Raw genomic sequence first — 21,900 nt, 5'->3', positions numbered from 1 at the left:
AACATCTCCTTTTAGTAAATTCTATTTATTCACCCTTGAAAACCGGTTTTCTTTTTTCCATGAACGCCTGGACGCCTTCCTTATGGTCGGCAGTCTGTCCGGCAATTCGCTGGCTCTGAGCATCCCTCTCCAGATAGTCCTCGAGGTTAGAGTGCCAGCTTGCTTTCAGGTTTCTTTTGATCAGGCCGATTGCCTTTGTCGGCATATTTGCCAGCCTTTCGGCAAAAGCGGCAACACTTTCATTCCAGTTATCCAATGAGTATACTTCCGTTACAAGCCCAAGATCCTTTGCCTTATCTGCCGGTATTTTCTCCCCAAATACAGCAAGCTCCATCGCTTTCGCATGGCCGATGAGCCGCGGAAGATAATACAGATTACCGGCATCAGGCACGAGACCGACATGGATAAATGCTTCTACAAAACTCGCTTTTTCAGAGGCAACCCGGAAGTCACAGGCAAGCGCAAGGCTCATTCCAGCTCCGGCCGCCACTCCATTCACAGCGGCAATCACCGGCTTTTCGCAACGATCAAGTTCCAGCAGCATTGGATTATAGCGTTTGCGAAGCACCTCGCCGTGGTCCATATCATCTGAGACCCCTGCCAAATCCTCACCTGAACAAAATGCCCGGCCTGCACCCGTGATGACCAGTGCCCTTACCTCTTTATCGCGGGAAGCGGACTTGATTGCGCTCTGGATTTCCTTATTCAACTGTTCGGTGAAGGCATTCAATTTATCAGGACGGTTCAGGGTAATGTAGGCTACCTGATTCCGCACTTCATATAAAACGGTTTCAAACACAGCTATGTACCCCCCTTATTTCCCTTTAAAATCCGGCTTCCGTTTCTCCTTGAAAGCCCTCATGCCTTCCTTCTGATCTTCTGTAGCAAAAAGCATATAGAAGTTTTTGCGCTCATATTGCATGCCTTCATATAAAGGATAATCAACTGCTTTCAAAACGGATTCCTTGATCAGCCTAACTGCAATTGGGGCCTGTTTTGCGATTGTGTCCGCAAATTTCAGCGTTTCCTCCATCAGTACTTCCTCGGCAAAAGTCGAATTGATGATACCGTGGTGCAAAGCTTCTTTTGCAGTAATGCGCTTGCCGCTAAGGATCCATTCCATCGCCTTTGTTTTTCCAACGAGCTTTGTCAGTCTTTGTGTTCCGCCTGCGCCAGGCATGACACCAAGATTGACTTCAGGGAACCCGAATTCCGCATTTTCGGCAGCAAACAGCATATCGCAGCATAGTGCCAATTCAAAGGCACCGCCAAGCGCGAACCCGTGCACAGCCCCGATGACAGGTTTTTTAATCCAGGCAAGTCGGTCCCAGTCAGTGAACTGGTTCAACGTTTCCATTGAGACCGCGTCAGCATTCATCATTTCATCGATATCGGCGCCTGCAGCAAAAGCCCTGCCCTTGCCTGAGAGAACGATCACTTTTATGTCGGCATCCTGGTCGTATGCTTCCATTGCAGAAAGCACCTCGGAAACCATTTGCCTGTTCAGGGCATTGAGGACCTTCGGGCGATTCAGCTCTATTAATCCGACTTGGCCTTTTACAGACGTTTCTATCATTTCATAATTTTTATTCATTCACTTCTTCACCGATCATCATCGTGACCAGATCACCTGCAAAGCTCATAACATCCTTTCCAGAAGCTTTGCCTTCAGCAGATTTCATCCCAGCTTTTAATGCTTCATGATCGTCATAGTACATTTCGCACATTAAATAATATTTGCCTTCTCCACCCATTGGGCTGCCGACGATGCGTGTCACTTCCATTTTGCGGAGGCCAGGAATTTTCGCTGTCAGTGGAGCATGCGTTTCGAAATAATGCTTATCAAATGCCTCTTTATCCTGTGGATGCTTGTAAATTGCGATTAGTTTTACCATTAAAAATCTCTCCCTTTTCTGATTAAAATTATATAGACCAAATTGAATATATGCGTTATTTCTTGAAGCTATTAATCAATTAATATGACACCAAGAATCATTTTTTTCGACTTTGGCGTCACATCAAAGTTGATACTGGTTTCATTGCCTCGAATGGATTTTTGCACGATTTGCAGTATAAAATGCTGCGGCATGCAGTTGGGCCAAAGAGGTTTTCCATTGTCGTATAGGTGGAGCCGCAATAAGGGCAATCGGCCTGCCACTCACCAGTTTCCTCAATATGCCTCGGCGGCGGGGCGATGCCGAATTCCTTCAGCTTTTCCCTGCCCAAATCAGTTACCCGATCTGATGTCCATGGCGGATGGAAGATGAATTTCACATCAACTCTATCAACTCCGTCAACGGATGATACCGCTTTGACAACATTGTTTTTGATGATATCTAGTGCTGGGCAGCCCATGAAGGTCGGCAATAGTTTGATCAAGACGCCATCCTGATGGATTTCGAGTTCCTCAATCATGCCCAGTTCGATAATCGATACACTGTCGATCTCAGGGTCTTTGACAGTTTGCAACGCTTCGATGATTTTTTCTCTCAGCATCTATCATCACCAGCTCGCTGCCGGATCGAAGTTATAGACCTCACCTAATGTATCAAGAGCAGCTTTCAAATCGGATGTATGCTCGCCGTTTCGTCCATTTCCGCTCTTCATCCTGAATTGATCTGGCATCTTGAGCTCCAGGGATTCGAAAACAGGTGACATCATTTGTATCCATTTCGTCCTCAAAGTTTCCTCTGAATCTATCAAATTATGCTTCGTGATTTCATCTCCATGGGATCCCATGGAGAACAACCCTTCAAGGTCATCGAAAACCTTTTCCATCGCGGTTTCCATTCTTGTCCTCGCTTCTCCCCCGGCACTCACAAGCTGGGAGAACCACGTCTTCCAATGCAGTAAATGGTAATAAAGTTCCATATTGATCTTTACTGCAGCTTCAGCCAATGGCTGGTATGATGTATTCTTCAGTGATTCCATTTTCACTTTCTTGGCCTGAGCGTAAAAATAATTTCTCACTATCGTGAAAGCCCAGTCATAATGCGGCTCAGTCAAATACGTACCCGGGCCGTTCACTTTTTCTAGTAAACTCGCATTCTTTCGTTCCGCTGCTGGCCTTGCATGTGCGAGTTGGTCTGGATCACCCGCTCCCAAGTCGCTTAGAAGCTGATAAAACATAGCCGCATGGCCCATCGTATCCTGGCTGATTGAAGAAAAAGCGACGTCCTCTTCAATATGAGGGGCGAGTCCAAGCCACTCGGAACCACGGTAGGCGATCATGAAATCATCATCCGCAAGCTGGAACAGGAGCTCAACTGCAGCGTCGCGAAGGGCTTCATTTTTCAACGCATCTTCAAGTTCATATTTCATTTCTCCTGTTTCCCTCCCCATGACAAAATCTCTTTTTCATCAAGCATTTCCTGCTCGTAGTGGCGCCATTTCTTTTTCAAATAGCCATAGCCTTTTGTATTGCGGTAATCTTTGTTATCGAGCCTTTGCAATGTTTGGCGCTCTTCAAGCGACATTTTCCTGATATCGTCACGTTTGACGACCCAAATATCTGCAACCGGTTCGCGTCGCATGAAATTTTCCTGTGCCATCACAAGAGCTAGCTCATGGTTCGGTGCCAGCAATGAGAACTGGTACTGCATCGGAGAAGTAGCAGTCCTTTTGCTGAACACTTCAAATTCCTGATAAAATCCATTCCCAGACATCATTTTCTCTCCTCTCCTGTGATATTCCGGGACAGTTGTCCCCTGAAGCTTATGCTTTAACGCTCAGTGCGTCGATGACCCACTTATTGTTACTGTAAGAAATCTCCCTTAGCCTTAACCGTTCCTTAGATTTTGGGCCATTGTTCTTGATGATTTGCTTGAACTTGCTCCAATCTGGCTGCTTGTATTGCCACATGCCTGACTCCTGGTCAAAATGCATCGTTTCATCCGGCAGCTTCAAACCAAGCGACAGGACCCTTGGAATATATTTCGTGAAAAAGTCCTGGCGGAGCTCCTCGTTTGTTTTCGTCCTGATTCCATATTTGATGGTTGTATCCTGTTTGGAAGTTCCAGTAGTAGACGCATCTGCTGGACCGAAGAACATAAGAAGCGCTTCCCACCAGCGGTCTAACGAATCCTGGATCATCGCTTTCTGCTCGTCTGTTCCTTCTGCAAGCGCCATGATGATCGCCTCTCCATGCTGGGCGTGGAAAACCTCCTCGGCACAGATTCGCTTCAAAGCTCTTGCGTATGGGCCATATGAAGCATCCAGCATATTCGTCTGGGAGATGATCGCTGCACCATCAACAAGCCAGCCAATCAATCCAGCATCTCCCCATGTTTTTGCTTCCATATGGAAAACATTGTGGAATTTCAAGTCGCCTGAAAGCAAATCCTCGATGATGTTCTCACGTGATTTTCCGAGCGGCTTCATCAAATCCTCAGCCACCCTTAACAACAGTTGGCCGTGTCCCATTTCATCCTGCACCTTGGCCATGATACCCAGCTTTCTTTTCAAAGAAGGAGCCTTGGGCACCCACTCCTTTTCTGGGAGAGCACCCATTATCTCACTGATGCCATGCATTGAAATAAGCTTGATCAACGTCATTCGATAGTCATCCGGCATCCAGTCTTCTGCCTCGATTTTATCGCCAGCTTCGATTCGCTTCATGAAATGCTCATATTTAGCTTCTTCACTCAGCTGGTCGAAGGAAATTGTGTTTTCCATGCTGCCTTACCTCCTTAGGTTTTAAGATCCAATTGGTTCCTTTGTTTTATCAACAATCCTTACTGCCTTGCCTTCTGAGCGCGGGATTGTTTTCGGGCGATGCACACGCACCTCCATTGAAATCAGACACTGGCTTTTTAACAGTGTTTGAATCCCCTGCTCCAGCTGGTAAACAGAGTCTGAAATAGGATCCTCACCGATCATCGTGAAATATTCCTCATTCATCTCAACATGCAGCTCAAGCACCTTTAACGTGCGCTTCTGTAAAATTTGAATCTGGTAATGCGGGGCAAGTTCAGGTACTGCCAGCAGACAATGTTCAATCTGTGACGGAAACACATTGACTCCATTGATAATCAGCATGTCATCAATTCGTCCTTTGACTCGTGACATTCTCACCGTCGTCCGTCCGCAGGTGCATTTTTCCTTCGTCAGGGAAGCGATATCCCCCGTCCGATAGCGGATGACCGGAAATGCTTCCTTCGTAAGGCTGGTGAAAACCAGTTCCCCCTCTTCACCCTCAGATACCGGTTTTAAAGTTTCAGGATCAATGACTTCAACATAGAAATGATCCTCGGCAACATGGAGCCCGGCCTGTGCTTCGTGGCATTCACTTGCGACACCAGGCCCGATCACTTCGCTCAGCCCGTAAATATCACATGCCTTGATCCCCAGCTTTTCTTCGAGCGTCTTTCTCATTTCTTCGGACCAAGGCTCAGCACCGAAAATACCGTACTTCAATGAAGTATTGCGAGGGCCCTTACCCATTTCCTCCATTGTTTCAGCGATATTCAAAATGTAAGAAGGAGTCCCGCATATGACTTGCGGTTTAAAATCTTCAATCAACATGATTTGTCTCTGGGTGTTCCCGCCGGAAACGGGTACTGTAACCATGCCTAACTGTTCACTTCCGTAATGCAGTCCCAATCCACCTGTGAAAAGGCCATAACCATAAGCATTGTGAAGGAAATTGCCCGGCTCACCTCCACCAAGAGCAATCGCCCGGGCGACAATCTCTCCCCACATTTCAATATCCTTCTGGGTATAGCCAACCACTGTCGGCTTGCCGCTTGTTCCCGATGAAGCGTGTACCCTGACCAATTCACTTTGCGGAACAGCGAACAACCCGAATGGATAGTGATCCCGAAGGTCCTGCTTATCCGTAAAAGGAAGCGCTTCCAAATCTTCAAGACTATTTAGCATTTCAGGAGAAAAATTGGTGCTTTCAAACTTCTTCTTGTAAAATGGCACCCTTTGAGCGACCTTCTCAACTACTGTCTTGAGTCTTCGGAGTTGAATTTCTTCTATGAACTCACGACTACTTGTTTCGATTTCATGTAAAATCAAGATTCCGCCCCCTGTATTACATAAAATTTTATTTATATAACGTTATATAACCGTAACACAATAAAAGTGTTATATATTTTAAAACAAAGATAACGTGTATATAGGAAAAAGTCAATTATTTTTCTGAAAATTTTAATATTTAGTTTCAGATTTTTTACCATTGGATGGAAAAAGTAGTGATTCTGATGTATTTCGTAGTGATTCTGGAGGATTTCGTAGTGATAATAGGAAAAAGCGTAGTGATTAACGCAGATTCCGTAGTGATAATCGTCAAAACCGTAGTGATGATCGAAGTTTTCGTCGAGATTATGGTCTAAACCGTAGTGATAACCGAAGCTTTCGTCGTGATAATAGCCAAGCTTAGTGATAACCGAAGCTTTCATCATGATAATTAAATTATTCTTAGTTATCGCCGCGTCAGAAGGGCTGAATGAACTATAATCCAGGGATTATGTTCCCTCTTTCACTCTTTACATAAAAAGACCCCTTGATCGCAATCGCAATCAAGAGGCCCTTTCTTTTCTATTAATACATGCTCATATACTGCTCGCGCTCCCATGGGTGAACCTGAGTTCTGAACATATCCCATTCGATCTCTTTTGCTTCGATGAAGTGTTCGAGGATATGGTCGCCAAGAGCTGCGCTGATTACTTCGTTCTTTTTCAGCTGGTCAAGAGCTGCTGCCAATGTTGGTGGCAGATCATCAATTCCTTCTTCAACACGCTCTTCCTTGTTCATCACATAGATGTTGCGGTCTACTGATGCAGGAGGAGTCAATTTGTTCTTGATTCCGTCAAGACCTGCTGCAAGCAATACTGCCATTGCAAGGTATGGGTTTGCTGCAGGGTCAACGCTGCGGACTTCTACACGTGTGCTCATGCCGCGTGATGCAGGGATTCGGATCAATGGTGAACGGTTCTTTGCAGACCATGCAACGTAGCAAGGCGCTTCATAACCAGGAACGAGACGCTTATAAGAGTTTACAGTTGGGTTTGTTACAGCTGTAAATCCAGATGCGTGCTTAAGTGTTCCAGCGATGAACTGGTAGGCAGTTTCGCTTAGCTCAAGTTTCTTATCGGATGGATCATAGAATGAGTTCTCGCCGTTGCGGAACAATGACATGTTACAGTGCATTCCTGAGCCGTTAACACCGAACAATGGCTTAGGCATGAATGTAGCGTGCAAGCCGTGTTTACGTGCAATAGTTTTTACAACAAGCTTGAAAGTCTGGATTTGGTCACATGCTGTTAGAGCATCTGCATATTTAAAGTCGATTTCGTGCTGTCCAGGTGCAACCTCATGGTGAGATGCTTCGATTTCAAAGCCCATTTCTTCAAGTTCAAGCACGATATCGCGGCGGCAGTTTTCACCAAGGTCTGTTGGTGCAAGGTCGAAGTAACCACCATTGTCATTCAATTCAAGTGTAGGCTCTCCATTCACATCGAGCTTGAACAGGAAGAATTCCGGTTCCGGTCCAAGGTTGAAATTGGTGAAGCCTAACTCTTCCATTTCCTTCAGGACACGCTTCAGGTTACCGCGCGGGTCACCTGCAAATGGTGTGCCATCAGCATTTTTAATATCACAGATCAAACGTGCAACCTTACCTTTTTCAGCTGTCCAAGGGAAGATTACCCATGTATCCAAATCAGGGATCAGGTACATATCAGATTCTTCGATACGAACGAAGCCTTCGATAGAAGATCCGTCGAACATCATTTTGTTATCAAGCGCTTTTTCAAGCTGGCTGATTGGGATTTCAACGTTCTTGATTGTTCCTAAAATATCTGTGAACTGCAAGCGAATGAATTTTACATTTTCTTCTTTTGATAAGCGGATAATGTCTTCTCTCGTAAACGTCTTAGCCATTGTTAAAGTTCCTCCTAGATTTTTAAAGATAGATATTTGGATTACTAATGAAAAAATCTCGACATGTCTCCGTGATTGCCAGATCGGTTAAAGCGTCCTGCCTGCTGTAGTTCCTTGCGAAGCAATTTTCGCAAATCTGCATCAGATAGCTCACGTCTCGTTTTTTCAGCTTGTTTTTTCTCAGCAGCACTAATGGCTGTCTGTTGTTTAACATTAAAAATTTGCTTAATGCCTGCCATGTTGACTCCCTGGTCGATCAAATCTTTGATCTCGAGGAGCTTGTCAATATCGTTTAAGGAAAAGAGTCGTTTATTGCCCTCTGTTCTTGCCGGAGAAATCAATTCATGCTCTTCATAGTAACGGATTTGCCTTGCGGTTAAATCTGTCAGCTGCATGACAATCCCTATGCTGAAGAGAGGCATATTCCGGCGAATTTCACTTCCGCCCATTTTGATTTCTCCTCCTTCCTTTTAAGATAATCTCATTATATTCAATGTAAGGTATAATGTCAATCTAATGTAAGATTATCTAACATGAAAAATCATAAAAAAAGAACAGGACTTATTTAGCAAGCGTCCTGTTGTATATTTACCTATTTTATAAGAATTAAACCTTTTTCGATTAAAGAATCGATGGCAATGCAAACGGCCATCTTCACATGGGAATAGGTTAAGCCGCCCTGAACATAGGCGACATAAGGCGGTCTGATTGGTCCATCAGCGGTCAATTCAATACTCGCTCCCTGGATGAATGTACCAGCAGCCATAATCACATCATCCTCATATCCCGGCATATAAGCAGGATGTGCGGTTACATGGGAATTGATTGGCGAAGCATATTGAATCGCCTGGCAAAAAGCAACCATCTTATCTCTATCGTCGAATTGGACTGCCTGGATTAAATCGGTTCGTTCAGCATTCCATTTTGGGGACGAATTCATACCCAAACGGTCCAGCATTGCCGCTGTGAAAACAGCACCCTTCAAGGCCTGTGCGACAATGTGCGGCGCCATGAAGAACCCTTGATACATTTCCTGCAATGAATATAATGAAGCACCGGCCTCTGCCCCGATTCCTGGGGATGTCATTCGGTAAGAACATGACTCTACATATTCTTCCTTGCCTACTATGTATCCGCCTGTTTTGGCAATACCACCGCCTGGATTTTTAATCAAAGAGCCCGCCATCAAATCAGCACCAACATGGCATGGTTCAAGCTCCTCAACAAACTCACCATAACAGTTATCAACAAACACAACGACGTCTGGCTTGATCTCCTTAACAAATTTGATCATTTCCCCAATTTGCTCAACAGTAAAAGATGGCCTCGTCGCATATCCTTTTGAGCGCTGGATGCCGATCATTTTCGTTTCAGGCTTGATAGCTTTTTCGACGGCACTCCAATCGATTTCTCCCTTTTCCGTAAGATCCACAGTATTATAAGAAATCCCAAATTCCTTCAAGGATCCATTTCCAGTTCCGCGTATTCCGACTATCTCTTCAAGAGTGTCATAAGGTTTTCCGGTAATGTATAGCAGCTCATCTCCTGGCCGAAGAATCCCAAAAAGCGAAATGGAAATCGCATGAGTACCGGAGATGATTTGCGGACGGACAAGTCCAGCTTCAGCACCAAACACCTCGGCGTAAATCTTTTCAAGTGTTTCCCTTCCTGCATCATCGTAACCGTAACCAGTGGTCGGAATGAAATGAGAATCACTCACCCGATGTTTCTGGAAACTCTGCAATACCCTGAATTGATTTGAATCAATCCGTTCATCCATTTTTGTGTGTATCCCAGCAATTTGCTGCTCAATTTCGCTGACAAGCGGCTGCAGCATCTGCCCGTTTTTTAATTGTGTAAACATGTTGCTCTCCTATCTTTAAAAAAATCAATTTATACTGAGAACCGTTTCAGCTGGCCGGTAATTTGATGGTCTGCCAAAGAGTAGCCCTTGCAGACATAGCCCTGCTTATCTTCATCAAAAGCAAGCTCACGAAGAATGGTCTCATTTTTCAGCTGGGCCAGCAGTTTCCCCTCATCGGAAGGCACCAGGACATGAAATGGCTCCATCATTCCAATGATGGACTGTTCGATTTTCAGAAGCAGATTCCTGCGGTCTTCCTCGCTGAACGCGCTTATAAACGCTGTTTCATTTTGGGCGTTTGGCACAAAGTCCTGATGTGCGATGTCCCGCTTATTATAGACGGTAATCTGCGGGATTTGATGGACTTCAAGGTCCTCCAGCAATTTATTGACAGTCTGTTCGTGTGAAAAATAATCCTCGTTCGACATGTCCACTACATGCAGAAGCAAATCCGCCTCCCGAACTTCCTCCAACGTGGAACGAAAAGCAGCGATTAATGTTGTCGGCAAGTCCTGGATGAATCCGACAGTATCTGTCAGGAGGGCAGTGAAACCGCTAGGTAAAATCGCTTTCCTTGTCATTGGATCAAGCGTAGCGAATAACTGATTTTCTTCAAATGACTCCGCTTCTGTCAACCGGTTAAACAGTGTTGATTTTCCTGCGTTAGTGTATCCGACTAAGGCAATCTGGAACGTCTTGTTCTTCTTCCGGCGTTCCCGATAGCGGTCACGGTGCTGAACGATGACTGACAATTGCGTTTTTATATCGTCAATTCTTTTTCGGATATGACGGCGGTCTGACTCCAGCTTCGTTTCACCAGGTCCTCTTGTTCCAATTCCCGCACCAAGACGCGACATCTCAATCCCTTTTCCGCCAAGTCGAGGCAGCAGGTACTGCAGCTGAGCAAGTTCAACCTGGAGCTTCCCTTCTTTGGACCGAGCCCTTTGAGCAAAGATATCAAGGATCAGCTGCGTGCGGTCGATAACCCTCGCCTTTAGGCCAGCAGAAAGATTTCTGTTTTGGCTGGGCGAAAGTTCATCATTGAAGATAATTAAGTCCGGTTCGAGCTCTTCCTCAAGCGCTTGAAGCTCTTCCACCTTTCCTTTGCCGATGTATGTAGCAGGATGTGCCTTTGGCCGCTTTTGGACAACCTGCATAAGGACATTTCCCTTCGCCGTTTCCGTAAGTGATTCAAGTTCCTCCATCGAATATCGAAAACGAAGATCTTCTTCAGTAGTTTGGCAGCCAACAAGAATCACTTTCTCAAATACGTTTTCCTGTTCCAAATAACACCCTTCTTTCCATATATATAGCTAAAGACATCATACCAAAATAAAGCCGCAAACAAAAATTTTGAAAGTGAGGGTAAAAGTGGTTGTAAATTGGAACAAACGTGATAAAATCAATATGTTTGCATTTTCCTATTTTAGTATTCAAAGAACATTTTAACAAGAGGAGAAATACAGGATGACATGGGAAGTTCTCAGCATGATTGGAACAGTAGCATTCGCGATCAGCGGTGCCATCATCGCAATGGAAGAGGAATTTGATATCTTCGGAGTTTATATATTAGGAATTGTTACAGCCTTTGGCGGCGGGGCAATCCGCAATCTCCTTATCGGAGTCCCGGTATCAGCACTTTGGGACCAGGGGTTATTCTTCAATTTGGCCTTGCTCTCAATCACAATCGTTTTTCTGTTCCCTAGCAACCTTTTAAAACACTGGCAGCGATGGGGCAACTTCTTTGACGCCATCGGGCTTGCAGCCTTTGCGATTCAGGGCGCAATTTACGCATCAAATATGGGCCATCCATTAAGCGCAGTTATTGTAGCTGCTGTGCTGACCGGAAGCGGCGGCGGAATGATCCGTGACCTGCTCGCCGGCAGAAAACCATTGGTATTGAAGGCCGAAATCTATGCTGTCTGGGCCGTTCTTGCCGGTCTTGTCATTGGCCTTGGAATGGCCAACAAAGCTGTCGAGCTTTATGGACTCTTTGGGGTCATTACAGCACTTCGCGTACTTTCATATACTTACAAATGGCATTTGCCAGTTCGTAAGCTGAGAGTACACTTGTAAAGCAAAAAGCAGAGCTGATTCATTCATCATGATTCAGCTCTGCTTTTTATTTTCCAATCTATATAATTTTCCTGCCCATCTGCCCAATTGCGTAATGTATGCCATGCTGGAGAGTCTGGAAGCAATCGAATTTCGATAGGTTAATATTCGATTGGGTGATTTCGATCCCTAGAGTGGATGAAATCCCAACGAGTATTGTTTTCGTGCCGATCAGCCTTGCTGCTGATCCGATTTTCTCGATCAGACTGACCGCATGTGGTCCGATTTCCTGGTCCATTCCTGTCAAATCCAACACAAGATAGCTGGCTTTATAGGATGGCAGTCGATTCAGAGTATTTACAATCAGCTGGTCTGCCCTGTCTTCCTCGTATTTACCAATAAGGGGAACGACAACGATGCCCTCAATAACCGGGATGATCGGAGAGGAAAGTTTATTGACCAATTCTTTTAACTCAGCTGTTTTTTCTTCAACAAGGCCTTCGAGTTTCCTGATTTGTTCCGATTCTTTCTTTCGTGCGAGCTGGTGAATATTATCAGCGATTGTGACATCAGAAGGGAAATATTCAATTACACTGTGCTCATGGCCCTCTAACTGATGCTGCTTGATTTTATACCAGATATTTGTTCCGAACAGTCCCGTGAAAACTCCAGCGTAATGTGCGGGCAGGAAACTCCCTCCCTTTTTCTTCCCCTGGGCAACATTCACTTTATGCTCCCAGCTGTCCTTCATAAAAACTGTGAATGTTTTCGTTTCAAAGTCCAAATCCTTTATAATCGTCAACCCCCAGCCGGCGGTTGCATATGTATTTGTGATCATGTCAGCAGCCTCAGCTACGTTGACTTCTTTCATTTTTTCAAAATACTGGCCGACCACGAGTCCCTGGCGAAACCCAGTCGATTCAAAAACGAGGTTGGATGCTTCTTCTCCAGATATCTCTTCAATCGTATCAAAAAAGGTTTTCATTGCTGAAGAAATCCAAAAAAGTACTGCGTCCTGGCCCTCAAACGTAAACTTTCCGGATTTTACATCCCAGCCAAAATCATAACCTGCAATATCATAATTGTAATCAGACCCCATAACTCTTAACTCCTTTATCTATCTATGAATTATCTTGATCCTATAGTTGCCATAGCTAAAAACTAAAATAAAACCACCATTCTTTTTACCCATTTCAACTCTAATTAAACCTTTCAAAACAAACAATGTTCCAAATCACCTTTGGAACATTGAAAAAATTCTGATCAGTGGGAGTGTCCTAGATAGAAATTGACTTTTCTGCATTTACATATCCTCGACCATATGTGTTAGCGGGCCCTAACTCTTCTGCACCATCAAGTAATTTTCGCTTTACCTCATCTGGTGGAATACCCGGATTATTTTCTATTATAAGGGCTGCGACTCCAGCGCAGATAGGTGTTGCCATTGAGGTGCCAGACAAAGTAAAATATTCGTTCCCAATCCGGTTTCCCTTTTGCAGTTTGTCCAAATAAGAATTTGGCGAGCGCAAGGAAATGATGTTTACCCCTGGTGCAACTACATCAGGCTTTGTATATCCATAGATGGTTGGCCCCCGGCTTGAGAATGAAGCAATGCTATCATCAATAATATTTGGTGTATTAATATCATCCATCGCTCCAACTGTAATGACTGTTTCACTTACACCCGGGCTGGAAATTGTACCAGGGTCCGGACCGGAATTTCCTGCTGCAACACAAACTACAATTCCACTGTTCCAGGCAGCCTCAACAGACCGTACCATTGGATCTTCACTGACAGAAGGATACTGCTGCGGGTCACTTCCCAAAGACATTGATATGATATTGATTGGGTTATCAGGATTCAATCGGTTGTATTCAATGCACCAGTCTACACCTGCCATGACAGTTGATAACGAACCAGAACCCAATTTATCCAGAACCTTGACACCCACCAGTTTCGACTCTGGAGCCGGACCACGATAAAGTCCGTTAGATGCACTGCCGTCTCCAGCAGCATCTCCTGCGCAGTGGGTTCCATGACCATTGTCATCGTATGGTCCAGTCCTGTCATTAATAAAGTCCTTAAAGGCGACAATCCGGTCACTCAGGTCCTGATGCGGGTAAATTCCTGTATCAATAACAGCAATTGTGACCCCATTCCCTGTCAAAGCTGCCTCTTGTATGCTTTCTTTTGCTTTTACAGCTGCAGTAGCTACATCCAGTAACGCTTGCACTTTTCTATCAAAATAAACCTTTTTAATAAAAGAGCCCTTTGACAGTAATTCCTCAAGGGCAGCTGGAGTTAGATCCATGCTGCAACATGTTGTGCTAGGTATACTATGTTTAATTTTTGACCGGAAATGCTGCTCGGCAACAGAATGACAGTTCTCAACCGCTTCCTCAAAACTGCATGTATCATAAAACTCCACTACAACCGGAATTTTTCTTGCTTTTTGCAGAAACCTCTCGAGAGATGAATGCAAGAAACAAGGTGTCCACTTAAATGGCGTATAAAGCCCTATTAAGTTTTTCCGCAATGTCAAATCAAGTTTATCTGCATTAGACCTTACCATCTGAATCATCGAAAAACCAAACATTCCTTTTCCTCCTTTCTTTAAGCTAGTACCAAGCTATGAAAAAAAGAGAAAAAGGTAACGGTGTTTGTCCAATTAAGTGAAAATTGGACAGATAAAAACCGCTTTTGTCATATAAGGGTTTATGTCGTCCTTGGGTTATCTGTTTTATTCTCTGTGGTGCCTTATATGCCAAGGAAAGATTATCGCCGAACATTGAAAAAGGGATTCCATGTGGAATCCCTTTGGTAATAAATCTTACTTCAAATATGACACGATTGAGTTCGGATCGAAACCTAATACCCAGTTTCCGTTTACATTTGACTGAGGCACACCCATTTGGCCAGTTGCATTAACGAGCCTTTGTGCTGCGATTGGATCTTGCTGTACGTTCACTTCTTTATAAGATAAACCTTTATCATCTAGGAAGTTCTTCAGCATTGTGCAGTAAGGACAAGTATTTGTTGTGTAAACTGTTATATCGTTCATTTTACATCCCCCCTGTAGCTATTCTATATACCTATATGGGTATATTATCAAATGCAAAAAATAATGTCAACAAAGCTGCTGACATTATTTCCCCCTGTTATCATCTGTAAAAACGAGGTCATTGCTGCGGAGAGTCATGAGTTCATGTCGGTCGTATTGATTTTGCATCAACAACCTCATCGCCTGTGCCCGTATGGATTTCTCAATTACGTTACGAACATAGCGCCCATTCGAAAATGCGGCGGCACCAAGTGTTGATTTAACGTTCACAAGGTGCTCCCGTAACTTCCGTTCAGCTTCGTGGCTCAGACTATATTCTCTCTCCTTCAGCATTCGCTGGCCGATTTCCATAAGCTGGTCAATTGAATAATCGGGAAAATCAATAACGAGCGGAAACCTTGAATGAAGCCCCGGGTTCAGAGTCAGGAAAAATTCCATTTCCCTCGAATAACCCGCAAGAATCAAGATAAATTCATGCTGCTTATCCTCCATATGTTTAACCAGGGTATCAATCGCTTCCTTGCCGAAATCCTTTTCTCCACCACGGCCGAGGGAGTAGGCTTCATCAATGAACAAGATGCCTCCCATTGCTTTTTTTATCAAATCTCGCGTTTTTTGCGCGGTATGCCCGATATATTCACCAACAAGATCAGCTCTCTCCGCTTCAATTAAATGTCCTTTTGAAAGGACATTCATTTTGAGGAAGAGCTTCCCGATAATCCTGGCGACCGTTGTCTTACCTGTTCCCGGATTGCCCTTAAACATCATATGCAAAGCCTGTTTTCCAGCCTTGAGCCCCATTTCTTCCCTTTTCTTATTAACATAAATCCAGGCATAAATCTCTTTGATCATCCTTTTCATTTCTTCCATGCCTACAAGTGCGCCGAGCTCTTCCTCAATTTCTTTTAAAGCTGCGTGCTCCTGCGGGATTGACTTTGGAACCAGCTGCGACTCAGGCAATTCCTTTGTCAACGTCTTTCTCTGCTGTGCATTCAAAACAATGCTGATTTGACCGTTGTTTTTCTTTCGAAGCGGTTGGTCCAAAGATTTCACCTCTCATTCTGGAAACAGTATACGCATTCTTGCTGTATTTGTGATATTCGCCTATAACATCATGCATGTTAAAAATCTGGCCATTTATATCGCATCGGGAATACCCCCCTATGCGAAGTTCGACAAACTCCAGCGATATTCTCTCTTTTTGTCACAATATGCGCTTTCCCAAGAAATAAACTTCTATATTTATATGTATTCAAGGAAGTGGAAATTCATTTTTAAATTAAACAATTATCGCTTAAAAGTAAAAGAACAATGGTTTGAAATCGCCCCCTTTTAATGTTGGTATTACACTCTTACTGATGCGTTAACCTGGAAATGCCCCTTTATACAGTTGGTATTTCATTCATAACGGTACAATCAGCCTGTTATGGGCCCTTCATACATAATGGATAAATTCCGATTCCAAAAGTATGTTCCTAGAAAAATATTATAAAAAGAAAAAACCCGCACATAGCGGGTTTCCTTCGTCATTATTTAATTAAGCTTGCCCCTCGAAATCAATCTGGACATTCTTTTGCGGCGCGAATGTTGAGATGGCATGCTTATAGACAAGCTGCTGTTTTCCTTCTGATTCGAAAAGCACGGTAAAGTTATCAAATCCTTTAATCTGGCCTCTCAATTGAAATCCGTTCAATAAGAATACGGTCACATTGATATTGTCTTTGCGTAGCTGATTTAAATACTGGTCCTGAATGTTCACTTGTTTCATGGGCGGATCCTCCTCTTTTATCTCTATTATTATGTATTCGCTTTTATCTCGAGCTTTCCTTCAATGAACTTGGAAATTTCGGCGAATTTTTTTTCAGCGTCTTTAGACTCTGACATATCAAACCATTCCACATTCATCTTGTTTCGAAACCATGTTAGCTGCCTTTTTGCATATCGGCGGGAATTTTGCTTTAAATTCTCGATTGCTTGCTCCAGAGAAAGCTTGCCATCAAAGAAGTCGTATAGCTCTTTGTATCCAATTGCCTGGATGGACTGGCAGTCTTTTAAACCCTTTTCGTAAAAGTACTTAACCTCATCAAGGAGACCCTGCTCCATCATCAGGTCGACACGGAAATTGATTCGGTTGTACAGCAACTCTCTATCCATTGTCAGGCCGATTAGTGCTGTTTCATACAAAAGTTCCGGTGATTGGTTCTCCTGCAGTTCTCCTGCAGTTTTGCCCGTGCAGTGGTAGATTTCCAACGCCCTGATGACGCGCCGAACATTGTTAGGGTGAATTCTTGATGCACTTTCGGGATCAACCTCTTTTAATTTTCCATGTACAAATTCCTGGCCTTTTGTCTCTGCTTCTTCCTCCAGGCTGCGTCTGAAGACTGGGTCAGAAGGAGCTTCAGTGAAATGATAATCAAAAATCACCGACTGAATGTACAATCCTGTACCTCCAACAATCATCGGCATCTTTCCGCGGGAGCTTATTTCATTAATTTTCATGCGGACAAGTTCCTGGAATTCTGCGGTTGAAAAACTTTCATCAGGCTCTTTGATATCTATTAAATGGTGGGGGACTCCCTCCATCTCTTCCCGGGTGATTTTTGCAGTTCCAATATCCATCCCGTTGTAAATTTGCATCGAGTCGCCACTGATGATTTCACCATTGAATTTTTTCGCAAGTTCAATGCTAAGCTTTGTTTTGCCAACTGCAGTCGGCCCAATTAACACAATCAATTTCTGTTTTTGTTCCAAAAAATTTCACACTGCCTTTTCATAGAGCGTGTCAGCAATTTCACATCTGACATCATTAATTTATTTTACCATTAAATAGAAAGCAGTTGAACATCTATGCATTATACCCGAACTTTACAAGTATTATTCTCTTATAACATCTTTTGAAAAAATTTTCCTTAACTTTTACAGTTAGATAACGATTCAGTAACAAACGCACTTTCACCCCCACATTCATGATAGTTTAATAGAAGTCTATGATTGGTTTAATAATTTATAGAGAACTGGGTGAAAACAAAATGTTATCAACTACAGAAATCGGAATTGATTTAGGTACAGCCAACACACTAGTATATAGTAAAAATAAAGGAATCGCTTTGAACGAACCTTCCGTTGTGGCGATTGATACTGAGACAAAAAATGTCCTTGCTGTCGGCAAGGAAGCGAAAGAAATGATCGGGAAGACACCTGGAAAAATCGTGGCCATCCGCCCGTTGAAAGATGGAGTCATTGCTGATTTTGATGTTACAACAGAAATGTTGAAACAAATCATGAAGAAAGCATCCAAAAAGGGCGGTTTCGCTCTCCGTAAGCCAGATGTCGTCGTCTGCACACCTTCCGGTTCAACAAGTGTTGAACGCCGTGCAATCCAGGATGCAGTAAGAAATGCAGGCGCAAAGAAGGTACATCTGATTGAGGAACCAGTTGCTGCAGCAATTGGCGCTGGATTGCCTGTTGATGAGCCAGTAGCAAACGTTGTCGTTGATATTGGCGGCGGCACAACTGAAGTCGCAATCATCTCTTACGGCGGAGTCGTTGCTTGCCATTCGATTCGAATTGCAGGCGACAGATTGGACGAGGACATTATTCAATATGTACGCAAAGAGTACAATGTGTTAATCGGTGAAAGAACGGCTGAAAAAATCAAGATGGAGATTGGGTACGCGCTAGTGGATCATGAAATGATGGAACTGGATATTCGTGGCCGCGACCTTGTAACAGGCCTTCCAAAGACTGTTACCCTCAATTCTTATGAAATCAGGGACGCCATCAAGGAATCTCTCCTTCATATTATGGAAGCCATCCGCGCGACTCTCGAAGACTGCCCTGCTGAACTGAGCGGTGATATTGTCGACCGCGGGGTGATCCTTTCCGGTGGCGGCGCGTTGCTTAACGGAATACAGGATTGGCTTGGCGGCGAGATGGTAGTGCCCGTACACATCGCTCCAAACCCGCTTGAATCCGTAGCAATTGGAACAGGTAAAGCATTGCAATATATCCATAAACTTCAGCCAGCTGTAAGATAAAATAAAAGTGACGAAAAGATCGCAATTGATTTTGCGATCTTTTCGTTTACTTTGGGCTTATAGAATCTTTCTATGTGACCCTTTTAGAGTTCTCACCTGCTTTTGGACTCATAGAATCTTTCTATGTGACATTATTTTGGGTTTCAGCTGATTTAATGCATATAGCACTTAACCAGGCAAAGGATAAGGCACTGTTCTTCACAGTGCCACCCAATTCACTCCTTATATTGTTTTCTCAGTCTATTAAAATAAAGGAAAACCGGCAAAGGAATGACGATAAAGCCCAGACTCTTGATTATTTGATTAATTGCCCTGTCTTTTTGCCGATTCTTTTCTTCCCGGACATACAAATCATAATTGCTGCGAAGTTCTTCCTCGCTCATTTCTGTCTTCGAACCTTCAATTTTGCCATGGCTCACCATCTGCTTATATTCAGTAAAACTTTGATAGTAACCAGTTGGGCTAACTAGATCCGCTGTCGCCATGAAAATCGAAACCCCTCCGCCAATGACCATCATCAATGTAGCAAACAATACAAGATAAGTATATAAATGTCTGACCACTTTCTCTCCCCCTTGCTCTTTATTTTTCACTGCAAAAGCTACTATAAAAATCAGTACAACTACAGGTAGTATGAAAAATAATAATGAGAATACAAACAATATATCGCCCCCTTTGAATATTATAAGAGCCAGTAACCCATTTAATGAATATATCATTTGATGTTTAATAAATTTCCTATTAGTGTAATTTTACACCATTATTATCTAAAATAGAAGAATTTTTATCCAACTGTAGTTAATTTTTCATAAAAAAAACAGTGAACCCAATTGGGAACACTGTTTCTTCAAGTAGAATACAGAGATAAATTTTCGTCGTCCAGCTTTCAGCGCTTGTCGAAGCTGATCAAGACGCTTGCACTCTTCTAATTACATTACCCGCTTAAACATTTTCTCCATTTCATAAGTGGAGTAATGAACAATGATTGGCCGGCCATGCGGGCATGTGAACGGGTCGGATGAACGTCGCAATTCATCGAGTAATGCCTGAATCTCGTCTTTGCGCAGGTGGTGATTAGCCTTGATCGATGCCTTGCAGCTCATCATGATGGCTGCTTCCTCTCGAAGCTTTTTAAGATCGACTTTCTTCATCAACAAGAGTTGTTCAATCATGTCTTCAATCAAATCCTTTTCCTCTCCGCGAGGGAACCACTGCGGGTGTGAACGAACGATGAAGCTGTTGTAGCCAAATGGCTCAAGGAATACTCCTACTTTCTCCAGCTCATGCTGATGTTCATTTATTTTAATGCACTCATCCGCTGAATATTCAAGAGTGATTGGCACGAGCATTTCCTGCAGCTCAGTCGCCACCTCACCTACTTTGTCCCTGAAGTACTCATACTTGATTCTTTCCTGGGCGGCATGCTGGTCAATTATATATAAACCACGGTCATTTTGAGCGAGAATATAGGTTCCATGCATCTGCCCAATTGGATAAAGAGGAGGGACTCGTGATTCCTGCACTTCTGCAACTGATTCTTGTGCTGCAGGAAATGAGTCTGGCTCAATGATTTCTTTTTCATCATGAACAAGTTCCTCATCAGAAACAGGCGCAGTGGGCTCGAAGGTCGTGTTTTCTTGAGCTACTAAGGTATTCCTCCAGTCAGGAGCTCCCTGCTGTGAAATATTTGGTGGTTCAGCAGCTTTATAGCTCCTGCTTAGCTCAACAGCCTTCTCCTCTACAAATGGCCTGCGTTCAATAGTCGATTGCACAATAGAATGTTTTTCTTCTGCTTCAGGCAAATGGTCTAGCTCCATGAAAGTCTGTTCTGACTTCGGTTTTTCCTGCTTCTGAGTAACCATTCCAGCCGGAATTAATTCCTTAGTTTTAAAAGCATTTTTTATGACACTCGAGACTAGCTCATTCAACTCCTGTTCCTTGCTCAACCGAACCTCCATCTTTGATGGATGAACGTTCACATCAATCAAGAGCGGATCCATTTCAATATTCAAAAGAACAACTGGATACCTGCCGATAGGGAGTAATGTATGGTAGCCTTCCTGTATTGCTTTTACCAGGGCATAATTTTTGATAAAACGGCCATTAATCATGGTCGAAATATAGTTTCTAGAGGCTCTTGTGATTTCTGGCATCGATATATAGCCACTTATTTTATAATCCAATGATTCACCAGAAATAGGAATCATAGACTTAACCATATTAATACCATAAATGGCAGCCAGAACCTGGCGGACGTCTCCATTTCCCGTCGTCTTCAAAAGCTGGCGGCCATTATGGACAAGCCTGAAGGAGATATCTGGATTTGCCAGCGCCAAACGGTTTACGACATCCGTAATATTGCCAAGTTCAGTATGAATGGTCTTCATGTATTTAAGGCGTGCCGGTGTATTAAAAAACAGGTCTGAGATAATGATATCCGTTCCTTTCCGGCTGTCTGCTTTCTCAACAGACTCGACTTTGCCGCCTTCGATGACCACTTTATTGCCTTCGATTCCGGTAGAAGTTTTCATTTCAAGCCTTGAAACGGAGGCGATACTCGGCAGTGCCTCTCCCCTGAACCCGAGTGTCCTGATTCGGAACAAGTCGTTTTCATTCTTGATTTTGCTCGTGGCATGACGCTGGAAGGCGACTAGAACGTCTTCTTCCTCAATCCCGTCTCCATTGTCTGTGATCCTGACCCGGGCAAGACCAGCCTCTTCAAGATCAATTTCAATTACCGAACTATTTGCATCAATCGCGTTTTCCAGCAATTCCTTAACAACAGATGCAGGCCGTTCTACTACCTCACCGGCAGCAATCTTATTTGATAAGGCATCATCTAGTTGCATAATTTTCGCCATTCTGTCACCTCCAGCTTTTAGTTATTCACAAATAATGTGGAGTTTTGCAATCATAATTCTTCTATGAGACTTTCTCTCGATCATCTTACACTTCAGGCTTATAGAATCTTCCTATGGGCCCTTTTCCCAGTTTC

22 protein-coding genes are annotated in these 21,900 nt (G+C 43.6%); 2 read left to right on the top strand and 20 right to left on the bottom strand.

From position 1 onward, the window contains the following. Nucleotides 1–25: 25 nt before the first annotated feature. The 12 genes from CD004_RS08155 to hflX form a co-directional block, all read right to left on the bottom strand. Nucleotides 26–799 (bottom strand): enoyl-CoA hydratase-related protein, encoded by a 774-nt coding sequence (locus CD004_RS08155; protein ID WP_102262294.1) that lies wholly within the window; start codon nt 797–799, stop codon nt 26–28. 15 nt (nt 800–814) lie between these two features. Next, the gene (locus CD004_RS08150; protein WP_102262293.1) at nt 815–1,594 is read right to left on the bottom strand and encodes an enoyl-CoA hydratase-related protein; all 780 of its coding nucleotides are present in this window, start codon (nt 1,592–1,594) and stop codon (nt 815–817) included. Then, nucleotides 1,587–1,895, bottom strand: coding sequence for an EthD family reductase (locus CD004_RS08145; protein WP_041966625.1), 309 nt, complete (start codon nt 1,893–1,895; stop codon nt 1,587–1,589). Before CD004_RS08145 ends, CD004_RS08150 begins: the two co-directional genes overlap by 8 nt. Nucleotides 1,896–2,013: 118 nt before the next feature. Then, entirely contained in the window at nt 2,014–2,496 is a 483-nt protein-coding gene (gene paaD / locus CD004_RS08140) for a 1,2-phenylacetyl-CoA epoxidase subunit PaaD (protein ID WP_102262292.1), read from the bottom strand. Between the two features lie 6 nt (nt 2,497–2,502). Beyond that, the gene (gene paaC / locus CD004_RS08135; protein WP_102265033.1) at nt 2,503–3,321 is read right to left on the bottom strand and encodes a 1,2-phenylacetyl-CoA epoxidase subunit PaaC; all 819 of its coding nucleotides are present in this window, start codon (nt 3,319–3,321) and stop codon (nt 2,503–2,505) included. Further along, on the bottom strand, nt 3,318–3,665 hold the full coding sequence (gene paaB / locus CD004_RS08130) for a 1,2-phenylacetyl-CoA epoxidase subunit PaaB (protein ID WP_102262291.1): 348 nt from the start codon (nt 3,663–3,665) through the stop codon (nt 3,318–3,320). Before paaB ends, paaC begins: the two co-directional genes overlap by 4 nt. A 49-nt stretch (nt 3,666–3,714) precedes the next feature. Then, nucleotides 3,715–4,674, bottom strand: coding sequence for a 1,2-phenylacetyl-CoA epoxidase subunit PaaA (gene paaA, locus CD004_RS08125; RefSeq protein ID WP_102262290.1), 960 nt, complete (start codon nt 4,672–4,674; stop codon nt 3,715–3,717). A gap of 21 nt (nt 4,675–4,695) precedes the next feature. Then, nucleotides 4,696–6,021 carry a phenylacetate--CoA ligase family protein gene (locus tag CD004_RS08120; RefSeq protein WP_102262289.1) on the bottom strand — a complete coding sequence of 442 codons (1,326 nt, stop codon included), beginning with the start codon at nt 6,019–6,021 and terminating at the stop codon, nt 4,696–4,698. Between the two features lie 525 nt (nt 6,022–6,546). Then, nucleotides 6,547–7,887, bottom strand: coding sequence for a type I glutamate--ammonia ligase (glnA, locus tag CD004_RS08115; RefSeq protein ID WP_102262288.1), 1,341 nt, complete (start codon nt 7,885–7,887; stop codon nt 6,547–6,549). A gap of 44 nt (nt 7,888–7,931) precedes the next feature. Further along, the gene (locus tag CD004_RS08110) at nt 7,932–8,336 is read right to left on the bottom strand and encodes a MerR family transcriptional regulator (RefSeq protein WP_102262287.1); all 405 of its coding nucleotides are present in this window, start codon (nt 8,334–8,336) and stop codon (nt 7,932–7,934) included. A 143-nt stretch (nt 8,337–8,479) separates the two neighbouring features. Beyond that, nucleotides 8,480–9,751, bottom strand: coding sequence for a methionine gamma-lyase family protein (locus tag CD004_RS08105; protein ID WP_102262286.1), 1,272 nt, complete (start codon nt 9,749–9,751; stop codon nt 8,480–8,482). A gap of 29 nt (nt 9,752–9,780) precedes the next feature. After that, nucleotides 9,781–11,037: a GTPase HflX gene (gene hflX / locus CD004_RS08100; protein ID WP_102262285.1), complete on the bottom strand. Its 1,257-nt coding sequence runs from the start codon at nt 11,035–11,037 to the stop codon at nt 9,781–9,783. A gap of 181 nt (nt 11,038–11,218) precedes the next feature. Between hflX and CD004_RS08095 the strand changes: the two genes are divergently transcribed. Continuing rightward, nucleotides 11,219–11,827: a trimeric intracellular cation channel family protein gene (locus tag CD004_RS08095; RefSeq protein ID WP_102262284.1), complete on the top strand. Its 609-nt coding sequence runs from the start codon at nt 11,219–11,221 to the stop codon at nt 11,825–11,827. A gap of 58 nt (nt 11,828–11,885) precedes the next feature. On the opposite strand, the gene CD004_RS08090 is transcribed toward CD004_RS08095, so the two are convergent. The 6 genes from CD004_RS08090 to miaA form a co-directional block, all read right to left on the bottom strand. Further along, complete coding sequence (locus tag CD004_RS08090) at nt 11,886–12,905, bottom strand: STAS domain-containing protein (RefSeq protein WP_102262283.1); 1,020 nt, start codon at nt 12,903–12,905, stop codon at nt 11,886–11,888. A 178-nt stretch (nt 12,906–13,083) separates the two neighbouring features. Then, on the bottom strand, nt 13,084–14,403 hold the full coding sequence (locus CD004_RS08085) for a S8 family peptidase (RefSeq protein WP_102262282.1): 1,320 nt from the start codon (nt 14,401–14,403) through the stop codon (nt 13,084–13,086). A 234-nt stretch (nt 14,404–14,637) separates the two neighbouring features. Next, a complete protein-coding gene (locus tag CD004_RS08080; RefSeq protein WP_102262281.1) occupies nt 14,638–14,868 on the bottom strand; it encodes a glutaredoxin family protein in 231 nt (76 codons plus the stop codon). 84 nt (nt 14,869–14,952) lie between these two features. Then, nucleotides 14,953–15,912 (bottom strand): stage V sporulation protein K, encoded by a 960-nt coding sequence (gene spoVK, locus CD004_RS08075; RefSeq protein WP_102262280.1) that lies wholly within the window; start codon nt 15,910–15,912, stop codon nt 14,953–14,955. Between the two features lie 493 nt (nt 15,913–16,405). Next, nucleotides 16,406–16,636 carry an RNA chaperone Hfq gene (gene hfq, locus CD004_RS08070; RefSeq protein ID WP_041966638.1) on the bottom strand — a complete coding sequence of 77 codons (231 nt, stop codon included), beginning with the start codon at nt 16,634–16,636 and terminating at the stop codon, nt 16,406–16,408. A gap of 29 nt (nt 16,637–16,665) precedes the next feature. Next, nucleotides 16,666–17,619: a tRNA (adenosine(37)-N6)-dimethylallyltransferase MiaA gene (miaA, locus tag CD004_RS08065; protein WP_102262279.1), complete on the bottom strand. Its 954-nt coding sequence runs from the start codon at nt 17,617–17,619 to the stop codon at nt 16,666–16,668. A gap of 278 nt (nt 17,620–17,897) precedes the next feature. Between miaA and mreBH the strand changes: the two genes are divergently transcribed. Continuing rightward, a complete protein-coding gene (mreBH, locus tag CD004_RS08060) occupies nt 17,898–18,905 on the top strand; it encodes a rod-share determining protein MreBH (RefSeq protein ID WP_102262278.1) in 1,008 nt (335 codons plus the stop codon). A 215-nt stretch (nt 18,906–19,120) separates the two neighbouring features. Here the strand turns inward: mreBH and CD004_RS08055 are convergent, their stop codons facing one another. Both CD004_RS08055 and mutL read right to left on the bottom strand, forming a co-directional pair. Beyond that, nucleotides 19,121–19,567, bottom strand: coding sequence for a hypothetical protein (locus tag CD004_RS08055; RefSeq protein WP_102262277.1), 447 nt, complete (start codon nt 19,565–19,567; stop codon nt 19,121–19,123). Between the two features lie 267 nt (nt 19,568–19,834). Then, a complete protein-coding gene (gene mutL / locus CD004_RS08050; protein WP_102262276.1) occupies nt 19,835–21,766 on the bottom strand; it encodes a DNA mismatch repair endonuclease MutL in 1,932 nt (643 codons plus the stop codon). Nucleotides 21,767–21,900 lie beyond the last annotated feature (134 nt).

It is taken from the genome of Mesobacillus jeotgali (assembly GCF_002874535.1).
Lineage (GTDB): Bacteria > Bacillota > Bacilli > Bacillales > Cytobacillaceae > Mesobacillus > Mesobacillus jeotgali.
This window is presented reverse-complemented; position numbering and strand designations above follow the sequence as displayed.